14 protein-coding genes and 1 riboswitch are annotated in these 17096 nt (G+C 35.8%); of the genes, 6 read left to right on the forward strand and 8 right to left on the reverse strand.

Annotation, left to right across the window (positions count from 1 at the left end):
• Positions 1 to 191: 191 nt before the first annotated feature.
• Entirely contained in the window at positions 192 to 635 is a 444-nt protein-coding gene (locus K9V48_RS04100; RefSeq protein ID WP_224137176.1) for a DUF2269 family protein, read from the reverse strand.
• A gap of 12 nt (positions 636 to 647) precedes the next feature.
• Positions 648 to 986, reverse strand: a complete 339-nt coding sequence (locus K9V48_RS04105; RefSeq protein WP_224137184.1) for an ASCH domain-containing protein — start codon at positions 984 to 986, stop codon at positions 648 to 650.
• 152 nt (positions 987 to 1138) lie between these two features.
• Here K9V48_RS04105 and K9V48_RS04110 point away from each other — a divergent pair, with 152 nt between their 5' ends.
• Positions 1139 to 1543: a YbaN family protein gene (locus K9V48_RS04110; RefSeq protein ID WP_224137185.1), complete on the forward strand. Its 405-nt coding sequence runs from the start codon at positions 1139 to 1141 to the stop codon at positions 1541 to 1543.
• A gap of 109 nt (positions 1544 to 1652) precedes the next feature.
• The gene (locus K9V48_RS04115) at positions 1653 to 1829 is read left to right on the forward strand and encodes a hypothetical protein (RefSeq protein ID WP_224137187.1); all 177 of its coding nucleotides are present in this window, start codon (positions 1653 to 1655) and stop codon (positions 1827 to 1829) included.
• A gap of 288 nt (positions 1830 to 2117) precedes the next feature.
• Here the strand turns inward: K9V48_RS04115 and K9V48_RS29380 are convergent, their stop codons facing one another.
• Genes K9V48_RS29380 through K9V48_RS04130 form a run of 3 tightly spaced genes read right to left on the reverse strand, consistent with a single transcriptional unit; the run spans position 2118 to position 5452 of the window.
• The gene (locus K9V48_RS29380; RefSeq protein ID WP_224137189.1) at positions 2118 to 2996 is read right to left on the reverse strand and encodes a transglutaminase family protein; all 879 of its coding nucleotides are present in this window, start codon (positions 2994 to 2996) and stop codon (positions 2118 to 2120) included.
• Entirely contained in the window at positions 2993 to 3955 is a 963-nt protein-coding gene (locus K9V48_RS04125; protein WP_224137191.1) for an alpha-E domain-containing protein, read from the reverse strand. Before K9V48_RS04125 ends, K9V48_RS29380 begins: the two co-directional genes overlap by 4 nt.
• 30 nt (positions 3956 to 3985) lie before the next feature.
• A complete protein-coding gene (locus K9V48_RS04130) occupies positions 3986 to 5452 on the reverse strand; it encodes a circularly permuted type 2 ATP-grasp protein (RefSeq protein ID WP_438803864.1) in 1467 nt (488 codons plus the stop codon).
• A 355-nt stretch (positions 5453 to 5807) separates the two neighbouring features.
• Here K9V48_RS04130 and K9V48_RS04135 point away from each other — a divergent pair, with 355 nt between their 5' ends.
• From K9V48_RS04135 to K9V48_RS04145, 3 genes are read left to right on the forward strand one after another with little or no spacing between them, the layout of a single operon-like run.
• Positions 5808 to 8480 carry an ATP-binding protein gene (locus K9V48_RS04135; protein ID WP_224137200.1) on the forward strand — a complete coding sequence of 891 codons (2673 nt, stop codon included), beginning with the start codon at positions 5808 to 5810 and terminating at the stop codon, positions 8478 to 8480.
• A 22-nt stretch (positions 8481 to 8502) separates the two neighbouring features.
• On the forward strand, positions 8503 to 10311 hold the full coding sequence (locus K9V48_RS04140; protein ID WP_224137202.1) for a response regulator: 1809 nt from the start codon (positions 8503 to 8505) through the stop codon (positions 10309 to 10311).
• A gap of 18 nt (positions 10312 to 10329) precedes the next feature.
• Positions 10330 to 10509: a GNAT family N-acetyltransferase gene (locus K9V48_RS04145; RefSeq protein WP_224137204.1), complete on the forward strand. Its 180-nt coding sequence runs from the start codon at positions 10330 to 10332 to the stop codon at positions 10507 to 10509.
• 152 nt (positions 10510 to 10661) lie between these two features.
• Here K9V48_RS04145 and K9V48_RS04150 read toward each other — a convergent pair whose 3' ends face one another.
• From K9V48_RS04150 to K9V48_RS04160, 3 genes are read right to left on the reverse strand one after another with little or no spacing between them, the layout of a single operon-like run.
• Complete coding sequence (locus K9V48_RS04150; RefSeq protein WP_224137206.1) at positions 10662 to 11906, reverse strand: MFS transporter; 1245 nt, start codon at positions 11904 to 11906, stop codon at positions 10662 to 10664.
• A gap of 33 nt (positions 11907 to 11939) precedes the next feature.
• On the reverse strand, positions 11940 to 13397 hold the full coding sequence (locus tag K9V48_RS04155; RefSeq protein ID WP_224137208.1) for an FGGY-family carbohydrate kinase: 1458 nt from the start codon (positions 13395 to 13397) through the stop codon (positions 11940 to 11942).
• A 16-nt stretch (positions 13398 to 13413) separates the two neighbouring features.
• Entirely contained in the window at positions 13414 to 14415 is a 1002-nt protein-coding gene (locus tag K9V48_RS04160; protein WP_224137210.1) for a 2-hydroxyacid dehydrogenase, read from the reverse strand.
• 140 nt (positions 14416 to 14555) lie between these two features.
• A riboswitch (SAM riboswitch) is annotated at positions 14556 to 14646 on the reverse strand.
• A 339-nt stretch (positions 14647 to 14985) separates the two neighbouring features.
• Here K9V48_RS04160 and K9V48_RS04165 point away from each other — a divergent pair.
• Positions 14986 to 17040 (forward strand): molybdopterin-containing oxidoreductase family protein, encoded by a 2055-nt coding sequence (locus tag K9V48_RS04165; protein ID WP_224137212.1) that lies wholly within the window; start codon positions 14986 to 14988, stop codon positions 17038 to 17040.
• The last annotated feature ends 56 nt before the right edge of the window (positions 17041 to 17096 follow it).

The raw sequence follows: 17096 nt of genomic DNA on the forward strand, positions 1-17096 counted from the left end.
AATTGGTCTACACCTAACATATGAAATTATAGAAGAATCTGTTTGATAAAACAAATGATAATCATGAAAATGCCACAAAAAATTTGTGGCATTTTCATTGACATAATCTTTTTTCAACAAAGTGTAACCTTGTCATTCAACGAATGACAAGGTTTTTAAAAGATAGCATAGTCTATTTAAAATAATAAGTATTACCATAAAACAGGCTTACCAACCATAAACCAAAGCATCGCCAATAATAGGATAATATAAATCCAAATCGAACGGTTAAGCTTTGCGGCAAGTTCTTCTCTATTTTGGTTTTCTTCATGAAACTTACGAAGAGTCGGCGAAAACGCACGGGCAAGAAAGAGCAATGAACAAAACAGGATAATAAGGGTCATAATAATCCATGGTGTTCCCCAAGTCCAGGGGCCAGAAACAACAAGCAAGATTCCTGATACAACCAGTACATGACCTGAATGCTTCGCGAGTCTGACAACAAATCTGAATGTATGTAAATAGGCATCTAATTCTGTATCGTTTGACACTTGCAGTTTTTTAACAAGCGGGAAAAGAATAAAGAACGGACCGATTGAAACAATTGCACTCAGAACATGAATATAAATTAGAATTCGGTAAAATAAATATTCCATTTCTTTCGGCTGTTACTCATGAACTAGGCTAAACTCATGCACCCACACTCGCATTTGAGGAAGCCATGGCATTCCCGGGTGATAGGACAAAATAGATTGCTTATATGCTTCAACCGTCTCATACCCTTCTTGTTTTGCATGTTCATCAGTTAATTCGCCTAAAGACTGAGAATAAACCTGTTCTACTCTGAATTTTTTATCCTTTAATACCATGATTTCTCCAACATCAGCATACCTTCCATTCCGGCGTGTTGCAGTTTTTTTACCCTCAAGTACTTTCATTACATCTTCTTCCTTCGTTACAAGTCGATCAACAGAGCATGTTTTTGGTGGTAAATTATGATTAGTCAATAAAAAAACCTCCTTCATTAATTGTTTACATTTTACTATATCACATATCGAATATGACTAGAAATACCGATCGGTCAGAATATGATTTACTGCACAAGAAACCACCTATGAAACATGATATGATTGAAAATAATCATAGATTTACATGAATAATGTTAAGAAAGAATGTGAACATAATAAAAAGTATAAAAAAATATCTCTATTTATTTTCTGGTTTTATATTTATGGCTCTAGGCATTATTGGAATTATTTTGCCGTTGCTGCCGACAACTCCATTATTGCTTTTAGCTTCTTTCTGTTTTGTCAGAGGTTCCAAGAAGTTTGAAGTCTGGTTTAAAGGTACGAATGTCTATAAGAGGCACTTAGAAGGATTTATCAAAAACAAAGTGATGACATTACGGCAGAAAGTTACGTTAAATTTATTTGCAGATTGTATGATTGCAATTCCATTTATCTTGTCGGATAATGTGTTTATTAGAATCGTACTGATCTTTATTGTTGGATATAAATATTATTATTTTATTTTTAAAATTAAAACGGTAACTGAGGGCAAATAAGAATCTTCTTTCGCTTGGTACGTAATTTTATTCGGAAACAATCGAAATTCCATAAATAATTAACGTAAATTAGAGGGATAGTAGTAAAAAACAAGTGAGGTTATTATTGATGGAAAAAGATCAATTTGAAGATTCCCAAGTACATTTAACAAATCATGAAGAAGTTCTTGAAATCAGTTCAACTGGTTATGGATTAGAATCAGTTTCAAAAGAGGCAGTAGAAAAACAGAAATTTCAGATGAAGAAAAATACCAACAATTCAGATGTGGGGGACTATAATATTTAGTGTCAGGAGTTATAAAAGAGTAAGCCTCAATGCTTTTCCATAAATATTACTGAAAAGAAGGAATTCAAATACTCAGGTTGAAAAGTAGTCTAAGACTACTTTTCACTCATTAATTGTTCAAAAGCTGAAGTCAGTAAGGGGCTATATCCATGAGTATAAATTTTCTCTTTTCAGCAAAATCAAAATTGACTGTTCTCTAGCACTGGGATGTCCTTCTAGGATATTACAGCGAATACCTAGCAAGGTATAATGAGATTCAAATATTTTGTTGGTTTTTTAAATAATTTATTATATTGCATTATTTAAGATTTTCACATCAACCGCCACGTTCAACCGCTGTTCACCTAAACCTTGATAAACACCTTTAACGGGAACAATATCCCTGTAATTTCGACCATGACCGATTTTGACATAGCGCCAATCGATTTTACCATTATTTGTCGGGTCGAAACCAATCCAACCTAAAATAGGAATATAGGCTTCGATCCATGCGTGGGAGGCGTGTTGAATATTTGTCTGATTGTCATGAATATCTCCAATAAATTGATATCCGCTAACATACCTTGAAGGTATGTTAAACATGCGGCAAATGGCAATCATTAAATGGGCATAATCTTGACAAACACCTCTTTTCAAACGTAATGTTTCTTCAACTGTTGTATGAACATGGGTAGCTTCTGTATCATAGGTAAGACTTAAGTAAAGTAAAGTTGAAACATGTTCAAGCAGTTGGTATATACTTTCCACCTTATATGTATGGACAGTTCCATTACAAAACGTTTGTAATTCTGGAGTCATCCTAGTATATTCTGTTTCCATTAGATATTCTGCAAACTCGTTTTGAAATGATTCGCTAGCTAATATTTCGCATTCTGTCACGTAAGGCAAATGGTGTGTATTCTTATTTCCATCATTCTCATCTGTTTCAACAATGGAACGTGATTCGATTAAAAGCTCCTGATGGGGGGACGGAATTGTAAAATGATGTACAGTATTTCCGAAATAGTCCTTATATGAAAATATTGCTACTTTTGGTTCAATTAATATGGAATGTTCACAGCAAGACTGACGTTCATCAGTTCTTGGTGTGAGACGAAGCTCATTAATACTGTCAACTACTGGTTCCTGATAAGTGTATTTTGTGAGATGGGTAATTTGAAATTTCACGCTTCAACAAACTCCTCCTGAAAAAAAGTTTTCGAAATTGAACCACCAAGCTGATGACAAGATTCCAACATTTTATATAGCAAATCTAATCCATGAAGTTCTCCGTGTAATCCAGCAAGAATTTCTTTTATTTTTACTGTCAGATCAAGCGCTTGGTCTGATAAAAGCGCAAAATTATAATCTTGTTGTTTAATACTTTGTAAACTTGTTTCTAATGATGTTAAAGCTGAATGAACAGAACGTGGAAAAGCAGGATGAAGCATCATAAACTCAAATACTTTTTCAAACGTCACATTATTTGCATGAAATTTACGGAAGCCCTCATAACCACCGACAGACTTTAATAGGACGATCATTCGATTATAATTGTTCTTATCTTGTGATAGGGTACCATCCTCCAAAAAATTAAGATAAATCGATGAGAGTATTCTGAGAATATTTTCCGTCCGTTCCAAATACTTCCCTGCTTGAAGGAAGTTCCATTCTTGATCACGGACCATGATCGAATCTGCTGTGCCGTTAAAAGTTGCCAACCACTCTCTAATCCGTTGATAGAAAAGATATGGGGATTGTTTCATAACAGATTGTAAATCCTGCTCCTTAATCCACAGGTAAAAAGAATTCGTAATATCCCACAAATCATCAGGGAGCAATTGTCGCAAAGCACGCATATTTGTTCTCGTTTGATATACACAAGAACAAATAGAATTAGCGTTTGTTTTATCGAATGTTAAAAATTGGATAATCGTTCTTTCGTTGGTAGTTTCATACTTTTTATTAAATGTTTGCACATGTCCAATTGCACTAACGAGCCGTTCCCACATACAGTCTGTTTCAGTTTCATTTCTTTTTAATTCATGTCGAAGATGATAGTTTACATCGATTAATCTTGTATGATTTTCGATTCTTTCAATATAGCGTCCTACCCAAAATAGTAATTCAGCACTACGATTCATCATTTTCAATATCACCTCATTATTAGTATTCTTTTAAAGAACCCAAGTATCTTTTGTACCGCCGCCCTGAGATGAGTTGACCACAAGTGACCCTTCTTTCAATGCAACTCTTGTGAGACCTCCAGGAGCAAGTTGAACTTCCTCACCCATGAATACAAATGCACGTAAGTCAATGTGACGTGGTGCTACCTTTCCGTGATTCGTTATTGATGGTGAGCAGGAAAGCTTAATCGTCGGTTGTGCGATATAACGATCTGGATGTTGTTTGATTTTTTTTGCAAACTCCTTAATCTCTGCTTCAGAAGCGGTTGGTCCTATTAACATGCCATATCCACCGGAAAGTGTCCGCTCTTTTACAACCATTTCTGGAAGATTTGCGAGCACGAATTTTTTTTCTTCCTGTTTTGAAAGGATATAAGTAGGAACATTTTTTAAAATTGGTTCTTCTTTCAAATAATAACGAATCATATTAGGTACGTAAGCATAGACTGCTTTATCATCAGCTATACCAGTACCAGGTGCATTTGCCAAGGCGACATTTCCAGCACGATAAGCATTCATTAAACCTGGCACACCTAACAAGGTATTAGGATTAAAAGCTAGTGGGTCTAGGAAATCATCATCGATTCGTCGATAAATGACATCAACTTGGCTAAGGCCTTGAATGCCTTTTAGATAAACTTTTTGATCAATGACTGTTAAGTCTCTTCCTTCTACAAGCTCAATTCCCATTTCTTGGGCAAGAAAGGTATGGTCATAGTAGGCGGAGTTATGTACGCCAGGAGTCAACAAGACGACTAGAGGATCCTGTTTGTTATCTGGTGCTAAACTTCGTAAGCTACCAAGTAAATCATTTAAACCTTGATAAATATCGCGGACCTGGTATTCAAAAAATAATTCTGGAAAACGATACATCATCAAAGAACGGTTTTTATATACATAGGACAGCCCCGAAGGATTTCTTAAATTGTCTTCTAATACATAATACTCTCCAGTTTCACTCCGGATTAAATCAATTCCAGACAGAGGGATATAATTGTCGTTAGGGATATCCATACCGACCATCTCTGGAAGAAAGTACGGGTTTGTAATAATCATCTTTCTTGGAATAATATCTTCCTTAAGAATGTTTTGTTCGTGGTACACATCTTTAATGAACATATTTAGGGCACGAACTCTTTGTTTCAAACCTCGCTCTAGCAGTTCCCATTCATCAGAGGTAATAATTCTTGGGATCATGTCGAAAGGTATTGTCCGTTCAGTATAGGTATCATCATAATTTCCATCATATAGCGTAAATGTGATACCCTGTTTAATCATTTGCGACTGCATTGACAAGTTTCTGTCTGTTAACTCCTCTGTTCCCATTTTTGAAAACTGTTGGAAAAGTTTTTCGTACGATTCCCTGACTTTCCCATCTTGAGAAAACATCTCATCATAAAACGAATGTTTAGGATAATCAGAAAATAGTTGTTTTTTTTTCACTGTTAGCACCGTCACTTTTTTATTCCTCCAAATGGGTTTATTCCTTGAATTTTCATCTAATGTAACCTTGATAAATGTTATTTTTGGTTACATTAGAAACAATATGGTTAAGTATAAGGCAGTGAAACTGAATATGTATGTCGAAATAGGTTTGAAAAATGTGTCTAAAATGTGTTATTTTTACATGTTACATGTAAATTGAGGGATTTAAGCGTTGTATTTTTATGAAAAATTTACTTTTGTAGAAAACATAACAAATAATGTTATATTTTCTTACTTGTATAGTTTATAATTTAATTTATAGTTCAGAAAAAATTTTTTTCAATCAATTAGTAATTAAACGAGATTAATTATATGAGAGGAGGATTTTGTGAGGTTTACAATCAGTAAAAAAATGATCGTAGGATTTCTGTCAGTAGCCCTTTTCTTCGGAGGAACTAGTGGAGCATTTTTTTATTACTTAAGTAAGGTAAATGATTCCTACTCAGAAATAATGGATCGACGGGCCATTATTTTAAACAATGTGAAATATATACAAGTATTAGCTTACAAGCAAACGAGTAGTTTACGAGGGTATCTTTTAACGGAAAATCTTGAGTTTATGATCGATCTAAAGGCTGAAAATACTGATATGAATAAGTTAATTGATGAAACTAGTAAACTAGTCACCGAATCTGAACAGGAAGCGGTCGTTATCAAGTTAGGGGAACTTAATCGAGAATTTCATACGAATTATGAAGAACTACTAGAGAATTTCGAAGGGGATTTTGAGCAAGAAGCCGCAACTGATTATTTTATCAATGAACTGCTTCCAATTGGGACAGAGTTATCCTCACTAACAACGTCTCTTGCTGAACGACAGCAGATTTTGATGGATGCAGCAAGAGTGGAAAATACTAAACAAGTAAATCAAATGGAACGAATGTTAGTCTTATTCAGTGTACTAGCAATACTATTAAATATTATCATCGGACTTATCATCTCAAGGAATATAACAAATAATCTATCTAAATTGACAAAAGTAATAAATAAAATGACATCTGAGCCCAATAACATTATGGAAATACCTCAGATCGAGGTCAACACAAAAGATGAAATATATGATATTGCACAGGCATTTAATAATATGGCACATTCTATAAAGGAAAACAGCTGGCTGGAAACAAGCGTTGCCGAAATGGCCACCATGTATCAAGGAATTCATGACCTTCAAACACTGGGTCAACAATTTATTAATAAAGTCACACCGTTGGTCGGTGCGAATTACGGTGTTTTTTATGTTAAACATGGCACTTCTGAACAGAGATTTCATAGCATTGCTGCCTATGCATATAACGGACGCGAGATGGGTGAATGTGGATTTCGTTACGGGGAAGGAATTGTAGGACAAGCAGCACTTGAAAAGCGGACGATTCATCTAACGGATCTTCCTGAAAATTATATACAAATTACTTCTGGTGTTGGGGCAGCTTCACCAGTAAGCCTTATGGTCATACCGGTGGAATTTGAGGGAGAAGTTTCAGTTGTTATAGAACTAGCGTCGCTTAAAAAATTTAAACCAATCCAAGTAACATTAATGAAACAACTATCCAACCAAATTGGGATAACGGTAAAGAGTGTTAGCGGGCGCATGCAGATTGAAAATCTCCTAATAGAATCGAAAGCATTAACGGAAGAATTACAAAGTCAATCTGAAGAATTGCAGCTTCAGCATGAAGAACTAACAAAAATGAATGAAAAACTTGAAGAACAGTATAAAAGCTCTGAGCAAAAAACCATAGAGTTAAATGAGACAAAAATGGAACTCGAAGAAAATGCCAAACAATTGGAACTTAATTCGAAGTATAAGTCTGAATTCCTTGCCAACATGTCTCATGAGTTACGTTCACCATTGAACAGCTTACTTATTCTTGCCAACTTGCTCGCTGAAAATAAGGAAGGAAATCTTACAGAGCAACAAGTCATATTTGCTGACACGATTTTTAAATCTGGGAATGATTTGTTACAGCTTATTAATGAAGTGTTAGATTTATCGAAAATAGAATCAGGAAAGATTGACATCAATCTTGAGAAAGTCAACTTGAAGAATGTATGTCTGTTTGCCGAACGTCAATTTCGGCCACTTGCTAAGCAGAAAGAGCTAAAATTTTCAATTGAAATCGATGACAAACTTCCGGAATATTTATGGACAGATCAACTCCGTTTACAACAAGTAATAAGTAATTTACTATCAAACGCTATAAAATTTACTGAAAAAGGTGAAATCACGATGCATGTTCATCATGCAAAAATCGCAACTCATCCTTCTACTAAAAACATTAAAACAATAGTAGCCTTTTCAATAAAAGATACCGGAATTGGAATTTCGAAGGAAAAACAAACGTTAATTTTTCAAGCCTTCCAGCAAGGGGATGGAACTACAAGTCGTAAGTATGGAGGTACTGGTTTAGGTCTATCGATTAGTAGAGAAAATGCACAATTATTAGGTGGTGAGATAGAAGTCGAAAGTGTTCCAGGAAAAGGAAGTACTTTCACTTTATATTTGCCAATCTATGAAAAAAATAATTTGCAAGAAGCAGTTTCATTAAGAGAGGAAGCGGCAACTGGACTTGAGATGATAAATGAAAACGAGCAGGAGGTAATTTCATTACATAAAGTGGACTCTCTATTAAATGGAAAAAAAATCCTTATAGTGGATGATGATATGCGTAACATTTTTGCTATAACGACGATACTAGAAAGTAAGAATATGAAAATTGTATTTGCTGAGAATGGAAAGAATGGAATCAATGTTTTAATGAAGAACCCTGATGTTGATTTAATTCTAATGGATATTATGATGCCTGAAATGGATGGCTATGAAACAATAAGTGCAATTCGAAAAATGCCTGAATATGTAGATTTACCTATTATTGCATTGACGGCAAAAGCTATGAAAATGGATAAAAATAAGTGTATTGAAGCTGGTGCGTCTGATTACATAAGCAAACCTGTATTTATCGATCAGCTTATCTCATTAATTCAGGTGTGGTTGTACAGATAGATCATATGAGGAGATGGGTTCTATGATAATCGATATCGAAAAATGGGGTAATCCTGAAAAGAAGATAAAAATATTATTAGTAGATGATCGTCCTGAAAATTTACTTGCACTTGAAAGTATACTTTCCTCACCAGACTTTCATTTAATCAGTGTTAATTCAGGAGAAGAGGCATTAAAGCAAGTGCTATTGGATGAGATTGCTGTTATTTTACTTGATGTACAAATGCCAGGAATGGATGGCTTTGAAACAGCAAGATTGATAAAATCTCGTGAGAAATCAAAACAAATTCCTATTATTTTCTTAACAGCCATTAGTCAGGCTTTAGAACATGTTAAAGAAGGTTATCACGCAGGTGCTATCGATTATATATTTAAACCTTTTCACCCTGAAACATTGAAGATGAAAATCGAAGCTTTCATAAAAATCTATCAATATCAAGAACAAATTAAGTTGCAAAATGAAGTATTGAAAGTTACTGGTGAAACATTGGTTGATACACTAGTTACATTAGATGAAACAGGGAAGATGTTAACAATTAACCCAGCAATAATCAAAATGTTTGGCTATACAGTAGAGGAATTAATCGATCAGCCAATTGACCTTATTGTTCCTGATCTAACTGGTTATTTATCGGAACCTAAAAACATAGGAAAGATTATAGAAACCTTTGCTTTTCGAAAGAATATGAACAGCTTTCCTGCTGACATTCAAATAGGAGAAGCAAAAATTGAAGGAAAGCGTGTTTATATATGTTCAATCCGAGATGTCACTAAACGAAAGCTAATAGAGGAAGAACGTTTTCGTAAAATATTTGAAGCAACACCTTGTCTTGTGTCGTTGCAATCGGTAAAAGACTGGAGCTATATCAATGTAAATAAGAGTTGGTTGACTCACTCAGGGTATAATCACTATGATGAAGTCATTAATCATTCATCGGAATCTTTAAAATACATCTTTCATTCAGAAGATAGTAGCGAAACGATTGTCGAGACGAAAGATCTCCTCCATCCCGTTCAAAGCAGTAGAATTAAGTATTTAAACAAATCCGGAGAATTACGAGAAGGATTATTGTCGACTGAATTTATGGATATTCATGGGGAGGATTGCGTTTTATCTGTTATTACTGATATTACAGATAGGGTATTAGTCGAAAATGAAATGGCAAGGTTAGACCGCTTAAACCTGGTCGGTGAGATGGCGTCAGGAATTGTCCACGAAGTACGGAATCCGATGACAACGATACGTGGATTTTTACAAATGTCCAAGGATTTTCCTTCCGCTGAATTTATTGATATTATGATTGAAGAGTTAGATAGAGCTCATAGTATCATTACTGAATTTCTTTCTGTTTCAAAAATGGATAGCTCAGCTCGAATATGGAAGGATTTAAATGAGATTATCAATAACTTGTTTCCGCTTATCCAGGCAAAAGCGATGTACGCTGATCATTATGTACATCTTGATTTAGATAATTGTCCTGTTTTGGAAATAAATGAACGGGAAATCCGACAATTAATCTTAAACCTTACCATGAACGGTTTAGATGCAATGACTTCAGGAGGCAGACTGACGATCAAAACATATCAGCAAGATAATGAAGTCGTTTTAGCGATACAAGATGAAGGTAATGGAATAAAGCAAGAGATCATCGATAAAATTGGTACACCTTTTTTTAGTACAAAGAAAAATGGCACTGGTCTTGGTCTATCCATTTGTAAAAAAATAGTTTCCGAGCACAATGCAGCAATAAAGATAAAAACAAGTAACGAGGGTACAACATTTTTTGTTCATTTTACGATTCAGGAAAGTCGAGAAGATATGTTAATCTAGAATTTAAGATGTAAGGAATTGGCGTATAAATCGATTGTCGTTTTAGGACATAGTGAATATTATCCGAAATTCGGATTTATGACAGCCTATGAAAAGGGAATTATAGTTTCATTTGAAATGCCAAGTGAAGCATTTATGATCATTGAATTGATACCAAACTCTCCTGAGAAACGTTCATGGTATTGTGAAGTATTCTGAACCATTTTCAATCGTTTAATCAAAGAAAAAAGGTAAAAGACTAAATAGTAAACGCTTGGATTATTAGTTTATCCAAGCGTTTTTGTTTGGTATGAAAAAGGTGACCCAAATAATCACATTACGCGATCTTTTGGGTCACCCTTTACTATTTGTTATGAAACTAGTGAAGTTTTTTCTTTCCGCATTTCTTCTTCTTCTGGTACACGAATGAATTTTGTAATAATTGAACTAGCTAGATAGAGCACTGCAAAAATCCAAACAACGCCTTCAGCACCGACTGAACCAATAAAGATCATTGCGATTGCTGGTGCAACGAATGTAGATAAACCAGCAGCGAAATTTAAGATTGACATTGCAGCACCTTTATTCTCGCCAGCAACAGATGGAACTAGTGCACCGATTGGAACGTAAGCGGCTAACATCGCACCCCAAATAAAGCCAACGATGCTTGTTATAACAAGATTTCCGTTTGTAAGAACTGGAGTATAGTAGAGTAGAAGACTGAAAACAGCACATCCGACTCCACCGAACCAAATGATTGTGTTTTTCCAACCGAATTTATCGCCAACTACGCCAAACACTAAATTGAAAATAATATTTCCTATGAAGATCGTACCCCATAATTGCAACCAAACTGTTGTTTCAATCCCATGTTCAGCCATGTGCATTGGTAAGAATACCGGGAATCCGTATGATCCAAGACTATTGATAATTCTGACAACTCCACCGGCAGCTACACGTGGATTCGACTTCAAAATGGTGATTCCTTTTAATAATTCTTGAACTTTTTCTTTTGTGCTATTTATTTGTTTCTTTTCAAATTTATCTTTGTTTAAAACTAAAGCAAAAAACGTACCGATACATACCCAGAAAATAGAGGTCCATAATGTATTGACATAACCTAAATATTGAATCGCGTAGCTTGAATACCAAGCACCAAGTACCATCATACCTGCGCAATAAGCAAACCAGAACCAACCGACAGCAGAACTTAATTTCTTTTGAGGTGTTCGATAAATGACCCATGTTAAAAAAGAATAAACAAATAGAGGATAGCCAAACCCTTTAATAAAATATGTGAGTAGCATAACCGGGTAATTCATCGTTTCAAAACCAAAAGAGATAAACCCTGCAGTTCCAATGACATAAAATAATAGTCCCATTGACATCGTACGTTTTGGACCGAATACATCTAAACAAACGCCTGAAAACCATGACGAAAGTGCAATAGAAATTCCGTATACAGTAAAAATAGCCGCTGACTGCTGAACAGTCAATCCGCTTTCGATTAGGAATGGACTTAACCAGCCGGCTTCAAGCCCGTCTCCCATCATAAAAAGCATAACACCCAAAAAACCCCAACTTAAACTTTTTGGTATTCCGATTTTATCTAACATTGCATTCTCTCCATCCATCTCTATCATTAATTTTTAATTGCACGTATTTTCATTCATTTCTAAAAAGAAATGTTGTCCTCTTAACCATTCATCATACTTGACGTTATCTTTCCTATTATCAGGAGTAATCACTTTGATATCGCCTGATAAAGCATCAGTTAATCCTAATGACTGATTACATATTGCAGCAGCACCGACAACGGAGGCCTGATTGAATCCTTGACGAATGCGAACTTCCTTTTGCAAGAGGTTGGCGATAAATTTAGTTAAGGTTTTACTTTGAAAACCGCCGCCACATGCCCATACATATGGTAATTCAATAGAAGTTACTTCACATAATCTGTCAAAATTCCATTTAATAGAGCAAGCGATTTCCCAAAGTGCTGATGCAACAAAATGAGCACGACTTAAGTGTTGGTCTAATGGAACATTAAAAATGAATCCGCCCTTTTTAGTGGCATTTTTCTCATCACTAAGATACATACCTAATGCTGATACACAATCAAAGCCCTCAAGCTTACTCAATTCATCTTCCATTTGTTGATAGCTTTCATTTTTGTAGAAAATATTTTTTAATTTCTGATAATTAAGTCCAGTGATACCTGGATTTGTTTCTAGGAGCCAGCGGTTTTTATGCGTATGAGAATTTGTCCATGCGCGTTTTTCGTGATCTACTTGACAATGATCGATTATTTTACAAATCGGTGTGGTCGTACCAGACACAATGACGACATCGTTATTCTCGGCAAATGTACTTTCAATTGCTAACTGTGTATCACCGCCACCGACAATGATCAACACGTCATTGGTTAATCCTAGCTCCCTGGCCATTGCAGGTGTAATTTGTCCAAGGATTGTCCCAGACCATTTCAGTTCTGGTAATGAATCTAGAGCGAGTCCAAATTGCTCACACACCACTTCAGACCAATCATTTTTCTGCACATCATAGAGTAACGTTTCAGTTGCTTGTGATGGCTCATAAACGAGAACATCACTTAATTTATATGTAACCCAATCACTAAGACTAGTAAACGTTGCTAGCTTGTCCCAGAGGTGGGGTTGCTTCTTTTTTAAGGCAACTAGCTTTAATGCTGAAAACAAAGTAGAAGGTGAGCGACCAGTAGTTTGAAAAATCAATTCTGAATCTGGCAACATACGCTCCCATTCCCGGCCTCTATTATCAATATTTGGTAAGCCTAAAAATGAGTGATTTTCTACATCTAATAGAACAATACCTTGTCGTTGACTTGTCGATGTGATTGCCTTGATTGCAACATGAGGTACACTTGCTAGCGCTTTTTTTGCTAACTGAACAAGCTGTTCCCAAAGCAAATCAGGTGAAAAGTAACGACTGTCAGGATAAAGTGGTTCTATTTCATAATGAATATCTTCTCGTTCCAAAGCTAAGATCTCACCTGACGTCGTAATGATTGCCACTCTTGCATTACCAGTACCAATATCAAATACTAAATAACCATCTTTTATCGCCACATCTAGCACCTCCTTCTTATGACTTTTCTTCTAGGTTTTTACGATTAAAAAGGGTAGGGATATCAAGTGTATGTTGTGTAAACCACTTCGTTAATGCTTGATTCATAATTGATACGTGATGGTCTTCAACCTCAAAACTTGCGCCGGCAAGGTGAGGTGTAGCTAACACATTTGGTAGTTTGATTATTTCATAGTCACTATGGTCAGGTGGCTCATTGTAAAATACATCTAAAATGGCTCCACGAATTTTTTGTTCTTTTAAAACGTGAACAAGAGCATTTCTTTCTACGACTACAGCTCTTGACGTATTGACTAAGATTGCATCTTTTTTCATGAGTCCTAAATAATGTTCATCAATCATCCCGATTGTTTCTTCAGTTCGAGGGAGATGAATAGAGACAACATCACTAGTTGAAAAAACCTCTTCCAAAGAAGCTTGAATATGGTTAGGATTTTGACTTTCTACATAAGGATCATAATATTGAATGGTGCATTGGAACCCTTCAAGAACAGTTGCGATTCGTCTGCCAACAGCTCCAAAACCAACCATGCCAATAGTTTTTCCGCTAATCTCATTTCCTTTAAACTTTAAATAGGCTTGCAAGTAGTCGCCATCCCATTTTTCTTGCATCAACCATTCGGAAGAAGGAATGGTATGTCTTAGAAATGTAATGAGGTTTCCGACGAACAGTTCAGCAACCGCTTGAGCATTTCGTGCTGGCGTAAAAAAGACAGGAATTCCTCTTTTGCTAGCTGCTTCAACCTCAACATTTGAAGGCATGCCACGACATACACCTACAAATTTCAATTCTGGTACTTCAGCAAATACGTTTTCCGTTACTTTATCTAACTCAGCAATTAATCCTTCAGCATTTTCTTCTTTTAATAGAGAGATTAACTCTAATTCGTTAAATGCCTGACCATGTTCTTTCCAAGGGCGATAGGTTACATCGCCAAATAATTCTTTTAATTCTGAAAGACCCGTATCGTTATAGGGTGCTGTAACAAGAATGTTCATTTTCTTTCTCTCCCTGTTGTGTTATACACTTTACAATCCATTTTTGAGCTAATAAAACAAAAAATCTCTTCCCGAAAAAACGGAAAGAGATAATGACTTCATAATATCGTCCTAAAAACAATAAAATAAAAGGTCAACTCTTTCTATCTTTCAAGCTCTGCTTGCTGGAATTGGCACAATAATGTTGCCGAGGTTTCGTAGGGCCAGTCCCTCCACCTCTCTTGATAGAAAAAATTACAAGATTTATTTTAATTAAATTGTCTAAGTGTTAAAGAATAAATTAAATATTATATAAATTTAGAAAAAATGTCAATCTATTTTCTAAACTTTTAGAAAGATTGATTTAATATGGTATAATCAGAATGGATTTTTGATCACTGATTAACTGATAGTAAGTTTCTATCGTCAAAGATTTAGCGGATACAATGGGGTCTAAGCAAGTGATAAACTAGCTATAATGGTTAGAAAATCGTAGACTAACGAAAAGCTCCATAATACACTCTATTCAGTAGAGTAAATAGAAAACTACAATTGTTGAAATCTACAATTTATTACGAAAGGATATTAAGCATGAAATCATATATTGATATAGAGAATGGTGTTGTTCCGTCCGTTTGTTCTCTTGATTGTCCAGATCAATGTGGATTACTCATTCACAAAGAAGAAGGGAAAATCGTGAAAGTTACTGGTGATCCAGATCATCCAATAACGAAAGGGAATATCTGTAATAAGGTTCGGAATATGGGAGAACGAATTTATGATCAAAAGCGTGTGAAAACGCCTTTGAAGCGCGTTGGTGAAAAAGGTGAAGGAAAGTTTGTACCAATTAGCTGGGATGAAGCGATTGATACAATCACCACAAAATGGAATAATTTAATTGAAGAGGAAGGACCTGAATCGATTCTTCCTTATAGCTTCTATGGAAATATGGGGAATCTTAGTGCAGAAGGAATGGATCGTCGGTTCTTTAGCCGTCTTGGATCAAGTCAACTTGACCGTACCATCTGTTCAGCCGCTGGTTCAGTAGGCTATAGCTATACAATGGGTGGAAGCTTTGGTACAGATCCAGAAGACACAACTGAAACTAAGTTGTTTATTCTGTGGGGAATTAACGCCGTGAGTACGAATATGCACCAAATAACGATCGCACAAAAGGCAAGAAAAAACGGGGCGAAAATGGTCGTCATAGACGTTCATAAAAATCAAACTGGACGGATGGCAGATTGGTTTATTCCGATTTTTCCTGGTACCGATGGTGCGCTCGCATTAGGACTCATGCATATTCTTTACAAAGAAAACTTAGTTGATCGTAAGTTTTTAGCAGAATATACAGTTGGTTCTGATGAGCTAGAAAAACATATCGAGCAATATCATCCACAAATGGTTTCGGAGATCACAGGAGTTCCTGTAGATGACATTTATAAATTAGCTCGGATGTATGGGACGACTTCTCCTTCATTAATCCGAATTGGAAATGGTCTCCAACATCATGACAATGGCGGGATGATCACAAGGACGATCGTCTGTTTACCTGCTTTAGTAGGACAGTGGTTAGTGAAGGGGGGAGGTGCTGTTAAATCGAATTCTGGTTTCTTAGAATTTAATAAACAAGCACTGCAACGCCCAGACCTTCAAAAAACGAAGACGAGAACAATCAATATGAATCAAATCGGCAAAGCGTTACTTGAAACGAAGGATCCAATTCGCTCTTTGTTTATTTACAGTAGTAACCCAGCTGTTGTTGCTCCCGAGGCTAATAAAGTAAGAGAGGGATTAGCTCGACAAGATTTATTTACCGTTGTTCATGATTTATTTTTGACGGAAACAGCTATGTATGCAGATATTGTCTTGCCTGCTACATCAGCCTTTGAAAATACGGATTTTTATACGTGTTACTGGCATAATCATATTCATTTACATGAACCTGTCATTGGGCCATATGGAGAAAGTAAATCGAACACAGAGGTATTCCGATTACTTGCGAAAGCATTAGGATTTGAAGAGCAAGCACTGAAAGATAACGACGAAGAATTAATTAAACAAGCGCTAAGTGATTTATCGAATCCGTTTTTGCCTGATTTAACATATGAAAAATTAAAAGAGCAACGCTATATTAAAGCAAGTAATACAAATAACTTTTTGAACTATCTTAATACACCTAGTGGAAAGATTGAATTATATTCGAAAAAGATGGAACAAGACGGCTATTCGCCACTTCCTACGTATACACCACTAGTGGAAGAAGAAGATTATCCATTTTTATTTGTACCTGGACCGAATCATAACTTCTTAAACTCTACGTTCTCTAATAATGAGAAGCACATAAAGCTTGAAAAAGAACCTAAATTATTTATGAATCAACAGGACGCAGATCTTCGAGGAATTGAAAATGGTACAACTGTCCGTATCTGGAATGATCGTGGGGAATGTGAGCTTACCGTTTCCGTTGGTGATCATGTCCTACCGGGTGTTGTCGTAAGTCAAGGGCTTTGGTCAGACATGCCAGGAAAAAAACAATTAGTGAATGCCTTAACACCAGATCGAGCTGCGGATATGGGTGGAGGCGCTGCGTTTTTCTCGGGACGTGTGGATGTAGAAGCAATAGGTAAAGACAGCACAGTATAAAATTGGTCTTTTCTTTTGTAGATACGACAAAGTACTTGCCTTTTCGGTGAAATCAC

The organism is Metabacillus rhizolycopersici (assembly GCF_020075705.1).

Bases quoted from the DNA above. Each gene is read 5' to 3' on its own strand.
- K9V48_RS04115 (WP_224137187.1), top strand. From the start codon at position 1,653: ATGGAAAAAGATCAATTTGAAGATTCCCAAGTACATTTAACAAATCAT.
- K9V48_RS04125 (WP_224137191.1), bottom strand. From the start codon at position 3,955: ATGATGAATCGTAGTGCTGAATTACTATTTTGGGTAGGACGCTATATT.
- K9V48_RS04110 (WP_224137185.1), top strand. From the start codon at position 1,139: ATGTTAAGAAAGAATGTGAACATAATAAAAAGTATAAAAAAATATCTC.
- K9V48_RS04165 (WP_224137212.1), top strand. From the start codon at position 14,986: ATGAAATCATATATTGATATAGAGAATGGTGTTGTTCCGTCCGTTTGT.
- K9V48_RS04160 (WP_224137210.1), bottom strand. From the start codon at position 14,415: ATGAACATTCTTGTTACAGCACCCTATAACGATACGGGTCTTTCAGAA.
- K9V48_RS04150 (WP_224137206.1), bottom strand. From the start codon at position 11,906: ATGTTAGATAAAATCGGAATACCAAAAAGTTTAAGTTGGGGTTTTTTG.
- K9V48_RS04140 (WP_224137202.1), top strand. From the start codon at position 8,503: ATGATAATCGATATCGAAAAATGGGGTAATCCTGAAAAGAAGATAAAA.
- K9V48_RS04100 (WP_224137176.1), bottom strand. From the start codon at position 635: ATGGAATATTTATTTTACCGAATTCTAATTTATATTCATGTTCTGAGT.